Genomic DNA, 893 nt, shown 5'->3' with positions numbered 1-893 from the left:
GGGGCGCCGGCGCCGGTGGCGGCGCGCAGGTTGCCGGCGATCAGGAGGTAGCCGCGCCCGGTCGGGTGCACGTGGTCGGGCGCGATGAAGCCGGCATAGCGGCGCAGATCGAGGGTCGCGTCGCCGTTTTCCAGCGCGACCTGCCGCACCGCGTTGCGGGCGAAGTCCTTGATGTTGGGGATGATCCAGACGACCTGCGGCGCGGTCACCTCGGCCCGGACGCGGCGCAGATCCGCGAGCGTGGGCACCGTCTCGTCGTCGTTGACGCCGAGGCTGATGATCGCCGAACCGGCCGTGTGATGGACGAGAAGCGTGTCGATATAGCGGGCCGACGTGATGCCGACCTTGGCCACCGTCTCGCATTCGGGGCGATAGAGCCCGATGCCGACGGCGATGCTGTCACCCAGAACGACGCACGGTACCAACGGTTGTCACTCCCGACCCGTTCTGCCCATCCGGCCCGGCCAAACCACGTCGCGACCCCGGCAGAATAGCGCCAATCCTGCCGCACTTCGTTAACGGCGCGCCGCAGAACAGGCTTCTGCGGAGACGGCTTACTGTCCTGAACACCCGGCAGCAAGTCTCGTAACATTCCGCCGGGCCGCGTCGCTACTGCTGATCGTCCTGGTCATGATTGAATCGCAGCGCCTGCAGCGCCCTGGTGCGGGTCCGCAGCCAGTCAAAGGGGCCCGGCAGCCCGATGGCGGCAAGCGCGCGGTCCGCCTCCCCGACCGCGGCCTGCAACGCGGCCGAGTCCGCGATCCAGGGATGGTTCGCCGCCCAGTCCGGCAGCCGCGGCTTGCTCAGCACCGCCGCCACGGCACAGCCGGCCAGCAGCAGGCGCAGCACCGGCCACAGCCGCCCTCGCCCGCCCGTCCGCCCTCCGTCCAGCC

Annotated in this window: 2 protein-coding genes; both read right to left on the bottom strand. The window is 70.4% G+C overall.

Annotated features, from left to right (window positions below; all coding sequences use genetic code 11):
* On the bottom strand, positions 1-425 hold a 425-nt coding region (locus B8460_RS18800; RefSeq protein ID WP_048863156.1), incomplete at its 3' end, for an SGNH/GDSL hydrolase family protein.
* Positions 426-609: 184 nt separating this feature from the next.
* On the bottom strand, positions 610-893 hold a 284-nt coding region (locus tag B8460_RS18795), incomplete at its 5' end, for a hypothetical protein (protein WP_048863155.1).

Source organism: Acidisphaera rubrifaciens HS-AP3, assembly GCF_000964365.1.
Classification (GTDB): Bacteria; Pseudomonadota; Alphaproteobacteria; order Acetobacterales; family Acetobacteraceae; genus Acidisphaera; species Acidisphaera rubrifaciens.
The sequence above is the reverse complement of the archived record's forward strand: the minus strand, read 5'-3'. Positions and strand labels throughout refer to the sequence as shown.